At 71.6% G+C, this 6,552-nt stretch carries 6 protein-coding genes and 1 pseudogene; 3 read left to right on the top strand and 4 right to left on the bottom strand.

Translation table 11 applies throughout. The features are described from left to right. The 3 genes and pseudogenes from VE614_RS23150 to VE614_RS23140 form a co-directional block, all read right to left on the bottom strand. Positions 1–334 (bottom strand): annotated as a pseudogene (locus tag VE614_RS23150) (hypothetical protein); the annotation flags it as partial. Between the two features lie 222 nt (positions 335–556). Beyond that, complete coding sequence (locus tag VE614_RS23145; protein WP_324940411.1) at positions 557–865, bottom strand: hypothetical protein; 309 nt, start codon at positions 863–865, stop codon at positions 557–559. A 306-nt stretch (positions 866–1,171) separates the two neighbouring features. Beyond that, a complete protein-coding gene (locus VE614_RS23140; protein ID WP_324940409.1) occupies positions 1,172–1,786 on the bottom strand; it encodes a TetR/AcrR family transcriptional regulator in 615 nt (204 codons plus the stop codon). Between the two features lie 53 nt (positions 1,787–1,839). Between VE614_RS23140 and VE614_RS23135 the strand changes: the two genes are divergently transcribed. The 3 genes from VE614_RS23135 (at position 1,840) to VE614_RS23125 (ending at position 4,879) form a co-directional block, all read left to right on the top strand. Further along, the gene (locus VE614_RS23135; protein WP_324940407.1) at positions 1,840–2,778 is read left to right on the top strand and encodes an oxidoreductase; all 939 of its coding nucleotides are present in this window, start codon (positions 1,840–1,842) and stop codon (positions 2,776–2,778) included. An 84-nt stretch (positions 2,779–2,862) separates the two neighbouring features. Next, complete coding sequence (locus tag VE614_RS23130) at positions 2,863–3,870, top strand: bifunctional lytic transglycosylase/C40 family peptidase (RefSeq protein ID WP_324940404.1); 1,008 nt, start codon at positions 2,863–2,865, stop codon at positions 3,868–3,870. Between the two features lie 292 nt (positions 3,871–4,162). After that, a complete protein-coding gene (locus VE614_RS23125; protein ID WP_324940401.1) occupies positions 4,163–4,879 on the top strand; it encodes a phosphatase PAP2 family protein in 717 nt (238 codons plus the stop codon). Between the two features lie 26 nt (positions 4,880–4,905). Here the strand turns inward: VE614_RS23125 and VE614_RS23120 are convergent, their stop codons facing one another. Next, positions 4,906–6,489, bottom strand: coding sequence for an FAD-binding oxidoreductase (locus VE614_RS23120; protein WP_324940398.1), 1,584 nt, complete (start codon positions 6,487–6,489; stop codon positions 4,906–4,908). Positions 6,490–6,552: the final 63 nt, after the last annotated feature.

The following is a 6,552-nucleotide window of genomic DNA, read 5'->3' as shown; positions in this document are numbered from 1 at the left end:
CCGCGTAATTCGCCGCAGCGCTCTGTGCCCCCTGTTCGTCGTGGGCGTAGCCGGTGGTCACCGGGTGGACGCCGGTGGGGGCGGTGGCGGCTGGGCGAGGTTGCTCCGGGTCTTGCGCGGCGGTGGGGGCGTCCTCGTCTCCTCGGTTGGCGAAGGCGATGGCTGCGATGAGGAGGACGACGACGCCGACGACGGTGACCAGGCTGCGGGAGGGCGAGCGGCCGGGGCGGCGGGCGCCGCCGTAGGGGTCGGGGTCGGGCAGGCGGGTGCGGGTGTGGCCGGTGCCGCCGTAGCCGCCGGAGGTGCCCGGGTCGTGTTCGTCTCCGAGACTCATGCCGCGTCCGCCCCCTCGATGTCGTAGCGGAAACCGTCGTACCGGAAGAACGCGTAGAGGTACGACGGTAGCCGTGCTGGTTCCCGCGCGGGCGCGGTGTGGTGACTCGACATCAGGGAAACGCAACCTCAGCCGGTGGGCACGACGGGCGGGTGGGGTAGGGGGGACCGGGCGTGCCCGGAGCGGACTGGGCGCGCCCGCGGCGGGCGGCGGGGCGCCGGGCTACACGGCCATGCCGTACACGATGGTGAAGAGCGTGCCGAGGGAGCCGATGATGAAGACGCCCGTGAGGCCGGCGATGATCAGGCCCTTGCCCTGTTCCGCGCTGAAGGTGTCACGCATCGCGGTGGCGCCGATGCGCTGCTTGGCGGCGCCCCAGATGGCGATGCCGAGACAGATCAGGATGGCGACCGCCATCACGACCTCGATCATCACCTTGGCCTCGTTGCCCAGGCTGCCGAAGGGGCCCCAGTCCGGAGCGATCCCGCCGATGATGGTGTTGATGTCTCCCTTGTCGGCCGCAAAGAGCATGTAAGTCACCGCCCCTGTTGGGTAGTTCCGCAGTCCCCCTGCGGTGCGCAGAGGTCAGGCCTCATTCTCGCCGACAATGACGCCCAGGTATGTCGACTTGGCGTCATTGCTTGGCGGGTTTCGTACGAATACCTCGTATGGTCACTCTGTGTATCACGACAGGTAACGCCGGGCAATGAAGCGGGTGCGGAACCTGTGGTGTGGTTCCGTCGTTGTGTCACCTTTGGTGATTGCGCCGGTTTCTGACGACGTGACGGGTGACGGGTCGCGCCGATGTTCTGCGGGTGAGGGCCGTCCGGGTGAAGGCTAGCGGGGCCTGAGGCCGTGCAGCAGGTGGTGGACCAGTTCGTCGACGCCGGTGAGGGCGGTCTCGGGCGGGAGGTGGCCGGTGGCGGTGAAGCTGGCGACGCCGTGCAGGCTGGCGCCGGCCAGGAGGACGATGTGCTCGGGGTCGCCCGGCACGATCTCGCCACGCTGCTGGGCGTCGGTGATGATCCGGAAGAGGGGTTCCTTCGTGCGGGTGATCGCGGCGGCCAGCTGCTCGGGAATGTCCGGATCGTGTTTGCGGGCGTACATCAGCTCCAGCAGGGCGGGGTTGTCCACGGTGAAGCCGAGGTAGGCGCGGGCGAGTGCGGTGAGCCGGGGTTGGAGGGGCAGGGCCGGGTCGTCGGCGGTGTCCATGGCGGCCGCCATGCGCTGGAAGCCGGTGAGGGCGAGCGCGTCGAGCAGGGCCTGCTTGTCCTTGAAGTGGCGGCCCGGGGCGGCGTGGCTGACGCCGAGGTCGCGGGCGAGTTCGCGCAGGGAGAGGGCGCCGGCGCCCTTGGCGCGCAGGGTGTGTTCGGCGGCCGAGAGCAGGGCGGCGCGGAGGCCGCCGTGGTGGTAGGGGCGGTTGCTGCTCTCGGGCTGGTGCATGGGGGTCATCGTAACTCGGTGTTGTCATTGACAGCATTGTTGGCAGTGCCTACTTTGTGGGGATGGCTACTACGACCAAGCCGGCCCGGCCGGCCAAGTGGAACGCGAGCCGGCTGCCCGACCTCACCGGGCGGACGGCCGTCGTCACCGGCGCCAACAGCGGTATCGGGCGGGTCGCGGCGCGGGAGCTGGCACGGGCGGGGGCGCACGTCGTCTACGCCGTACGGGACGAGGCGCGCGGGCGGGCCGCGGCGGCGGAGGCGGGCGGCGGCGCGCAGGTGCGGGGCGGTACGGAGGTGCGGCGGCTGGACCTCGCGGATCTGACGTCCGTACGGGAGTTCGCCGAGCGGTGGGAAGGGCGCCCGCTGGACCTGCTGATCAACAACGCGGGCGTGATGATGCTGCCGCGGCAGCGGACGCGCGACGGCTTCGAGATGCAGTTCGGCACCAACCACCTCGGCCACTTCGCGCTCACCAACCTGCTGCTGCCGTATGTCACCGACCGGGTGGTGACGGTCTCGTCCGGGATGCACCGCGCCGGCTACGGCGTCATCCGTTTCGACGACCTGAACCTGACGTCCGGTTACACGCCGGTGCGCGCCTACGCCCAGTCGAAGCTGGCCAACCTGCTCTTCACGCTGGAACTCCAGCGCCGCCTGGCCGAGTCCGGTTCCGGCGTCCGTGCCGTGGCCGCCCACCCCGGCTACGCGGCCACCAGCCTCCAGAGCCACGCCGCGAACCCGCTGACCCGCGCCGTCATGGGGGTCGGCAACCGCCTCTTCGCCCAGAGCGACCGGGCGGGCGCGCTGCCCACGCTGTACGCGGCGGTGGCGGACCTGCCGGGCGGGAGCTACGTCGGCCCCGACGGGCTCGGTGAGATGCGGGGCGCGCCGGCCCTGGTGGGCCGGTCGGCGGCGGCGAGCGACCCGGTGGCGGCACGGCGGCTGTGGGAGGCGTCGGAGGAGCTGACGGGGGTGCGCTTCCCGGCCGGGCGCCGCTGAGCGAGAGCAGTTTCGAATATCCGGAGGGCGAGCCGGCTCCGCCTCTACACTGACCTCGGCGTACTCCCGGGCGGTGAGGGGCGGTTGACGGTGCGTAAGGCGTGGATCGTTGGCACTGCTGTGGTCGGTGGTTCGCTCGCCTTCGTGATGCTGCTCGCCGTCGGCGTGTACCTGGTCGCCGGGAACGTCGTGAACGGGGTGCGCGGCGGCAGCAAGTCGCTGGCCAAGGGCTCCGTGCCGGCCGCGTATCAGCCGCTGGTGCAGAAGTACGGCAACATGTGCCCGGCCATCAACCCGGCACTGCTCGCCGCGCAGCTGTACCAGGAGAGCGGCTTCAACCCGGACGCCAGGAGCCCGGCCGCCGCGCAGGGCATAGCGCAGTTCATCCCCGGCACCTGGGCCACCCACGGGGTGGACGGCGACGGGGACGGCGACCGTGACGTGTGGGATCCGCAGGACGCGATCCCGTCGGCCGCGAAGTACGACTGCACCCTGGCCGAGTACGTCAAGGACGTGCCCGGGGACCCGACGAAGAACATGCTCGCCGCGTACAACGCGGGGGCGTACGCGGTGATCAAGTACCGGGGCGTGCCGCCGTACAAGGAGACGCAGAACTACGTCCGGACGATCACCACGCTGGAGGAGAGCTTCGCCGCTCCCACCACCCGGATCGATCCCTCCAAGCAGGCCGCCGGCGCCATCCACTACGCGCAGCAGAAGCTCGGCACACCGTATCTGTGGGGCGGGAACGGCACGCCCGAGCAGGGCGGGCGGTTCGACTGCTCGGGGCTGACCAAGGCGGCGTACGAGAGTGTGGGGATCGAGCTGCCCCGGGTGGCGAACGATCAGTACAACGCGGGGCCGCACCCCTCCAGGGAGGAACTGCTCCCCGGTGACCTGGTGTTCTTCTCGCCCGACCCGACCAACTCGCGGGCCATCGACCACGTAGGGATCTACGTCGGCGGCGGATACATGATCGACGCGCCGTACACGGGCGCCGTCATCCGGTTCGACCCGATCGACACCGCCAAGTACTTCGGGGCCACGCGCGTCACCGAGGATGGCGCAAAAGCGCTGCCCTCGGCCGCCTGACCGGGCGTGAAACCGCTCGGAGCGGCGCGAAGTCGGCTCCGAGCGGCTTGAACCGAGCGTGAACCACACCCCTGAGCTGCGACGACGTATCTCTCTTCGATAACGTCTGCGTGATCATTCAGTGGAATGTGGAACGTAGAGACGGGGACCGTGCGTTCCTGTTGACGTAGCCGATTGACCTAGACCATCGACAGACCATCGACCTGGACGATCGATCTACCCACCACGGGGGTGGCAGGACGGCGCATGAAAGGGTGCGCCGCTGAGATGACGACGAAGGGGCCGCTGCATCATGGCTGGACTCGCGCAATCCGGGTCGAACCCCGACGTCGAGTTGCTGTACGACATCAATGGCCTGGCCAAGGACGCACCGCACTGGTTCGACCGCGTCATGGAGTACGTCGGTGAGTACGGACTGCTGCTCGGCATGGTGCTGCTCGTGCTGTGGTGCTGGTGGACCGGGCGGCGCCGGGCCGGTTCCGCGGAGGAGGCGGCCTCGTCCGTCGCCGCGCTGGTGTGGGCGCCGCTGGCGGCCGGCGTCGCGGTCCTGGTGAACGTGCCGATACGCGGATTCGTGGAGCGGCCCAGGCCTTTCCTGGAGCACGAGGGCCTGGAGGTCCTCGTCAAGGGCAAGACCGACTTCTCGTTCGTCAGCGACCACGCGACGATCACCATGGCCATGGCCGTCGGGCTCTTCGTCGCCAACCGGAGGTTCGGACTCGTCGGCATCGGGCTCGCCCTGCTGGAAGGGTTCTGCCGGGTGTACATGGGCGTGCACTACCCGACCGACGTCGTGGGCGGGTTCGCGCTCGGCACGGCGGTCGCGCTGCTGCTCTCGCCCGTCGCCATGGCGCTGCTCACCCCCGTGGCCAGGGCGATGGAGCGGTCGCCCCGGGTGGGGTGGCTGATCCGGAAGCGGTCGTCCGGCGGGAGCCGGGACGCCCTGATTCCCGGGTCCCGGCAGGACGCCGCCGGGAAGCCGAGCGAGGAGCGCGATCTCGCCGCCTGAGGCGGGACGGCCTGCCGGGGCGGGGCTCACAGTGCCTGCGGGTACGTGAAGACCCGCCCCGGGTCGTACGTCCGCTTCAGCTTGGTCAGGCGCGGGGCCGCGTCGCCGTAGTACGCCGTGCGCCAGTCCTTCAGGGCCGGGTCCGTGTAGTTCTGGTAGGCCGCGCCCGAGGCGTACGGGCGCATCGCACGGTGGGCGGAGTCCAGCCAGGCCTGGGCGGTGCTGCCGGACGTGCCCGCGCGCCAGGAGACGAGGTACTGGGCGAGCATCCGCGAGCGGCGGTGCACGAAGGCCGTCGCCGTGGGGGAGACCCGGTTGACCGCGCCACCCAGCGCGGTGAGCGCGATGCTGCCCGCGCCGCCTCGGACCGAGGAGATCCGGCCGAGCAGGGCCTGGATGCCCGCCGTGGACAGCGAGCGGTCGAAGAAGTCGGAGCGGGCCGCGTACGTCTCCCGGACCAGCGCGCCCTGCGGGGTGCGGCCCGGGGTGGAGCCGGGCAGGTGGCACTGGGCGTCCGAGGAGAACGAGGCGCAGCCGGCGTAGATCTCCATGGCCTCCTCGTAGGAGCGGCGGCGCAGCGAGACGCCGGACGCGGAGGAGCCGACGCGGTCGGCGAGGCGGTCGACGGCGTTCTGGAGTTCGCCGTGGGTGCCGAGCGAGAAGGCCGCGACGGAGACCGTGGGGTTCCCGCCCGCCGCGCCCGCCAGGTGCAGGGACGACCAGATCTCGTCCGGCTGGGCCGGGCCCCACTCCTGCCAGGCCCTGATCACGGCGGCGGCCTTCGACCAGGGCCAGGTGAGGTAGCCGGTGACCGCCTGCGGGGCCGGGTGGGTGCGGAAGCGCAGTTCGGTGACGACGCCGAAGTTGCCGTTGCCCGCGCCGCGCAGCGCCCAGAAGAGGTCCTGGTGCTCGCGGGCGTTCGCGGTGATCCGCTTGCCGTCGGCGGTGACGAGGGTCGCCTGGGTGAGGCTGTCGCAGGTGAGGCCGTACGCCCGGGAGACGACGCCGTGGCCGCCGCCGAGGACGAGACCGGAGACGCCGACCGTCGGGCAGGAGCCGGCCGGGATCGTCGCGCCCTTCGCCGCGAGCGCCCGGTAGACGTCGATCAGCTTGGCGCCCGCGCCGACCACCGCGGCGCCGCCGCTCGCCCGCACCGTGTTCAGCCGGGACACGTCGATGATCAGGCGGCCGTTGCCGGAGGACCAGCCCGCGTAGGAGTGGCCGCCGTTGCGGATGGCGACGCGCAGGGCGTGGGCGCGGGCGTACGCGAGGGTGGTGGCGATGTCGTCAGGGTGGGCGACGTAGGCGACGGCGGCGGGCTTCAGGGAGTCGAAGCGGGTGTTGTAGAGCTGCCGGGCGGTGGGCCAGGCGGCGTCGCCGGGGCGGACGAGGGCGCCGTCGAGGTCGCGGGCGAGGGCGCCCCAGCCGTCGGACGCCCGGGTGGACCGGCTGGTCGTGAGGGCCGGGGACGCGGCGCCCGCGGTGGCTCCGGTCGCCGTCCCGGTGGTCGTTCCGGTCGCCTGCGCGCGGTCCGTGCCCGAACAGGCCGCCGCCGAGACTGCCGCCGCGAGCGCGGCCGTACCGCCGCCGATGAACGTACGCCGTTCCATGTGCCTGCCTCCGACTGGAGCGTGCTGTCGTGGAACGAGACGGGGGCCGCGGGCCCGGGGTTC

This window comes from Streptomyces sp., assembly GCF_035645055.1.
Taxonomy (GTDB): domain Bacteria; phylum Actinomycetota; class Actinomycetes; order Streptomycetales; family Streptomycetaceae; genus Streptomyces.
The sequence above is the reverse complement of the archived record's forward strand: the minus strand, read 5'-3'. Positions and strand labels throughout refer to the sequence as shown.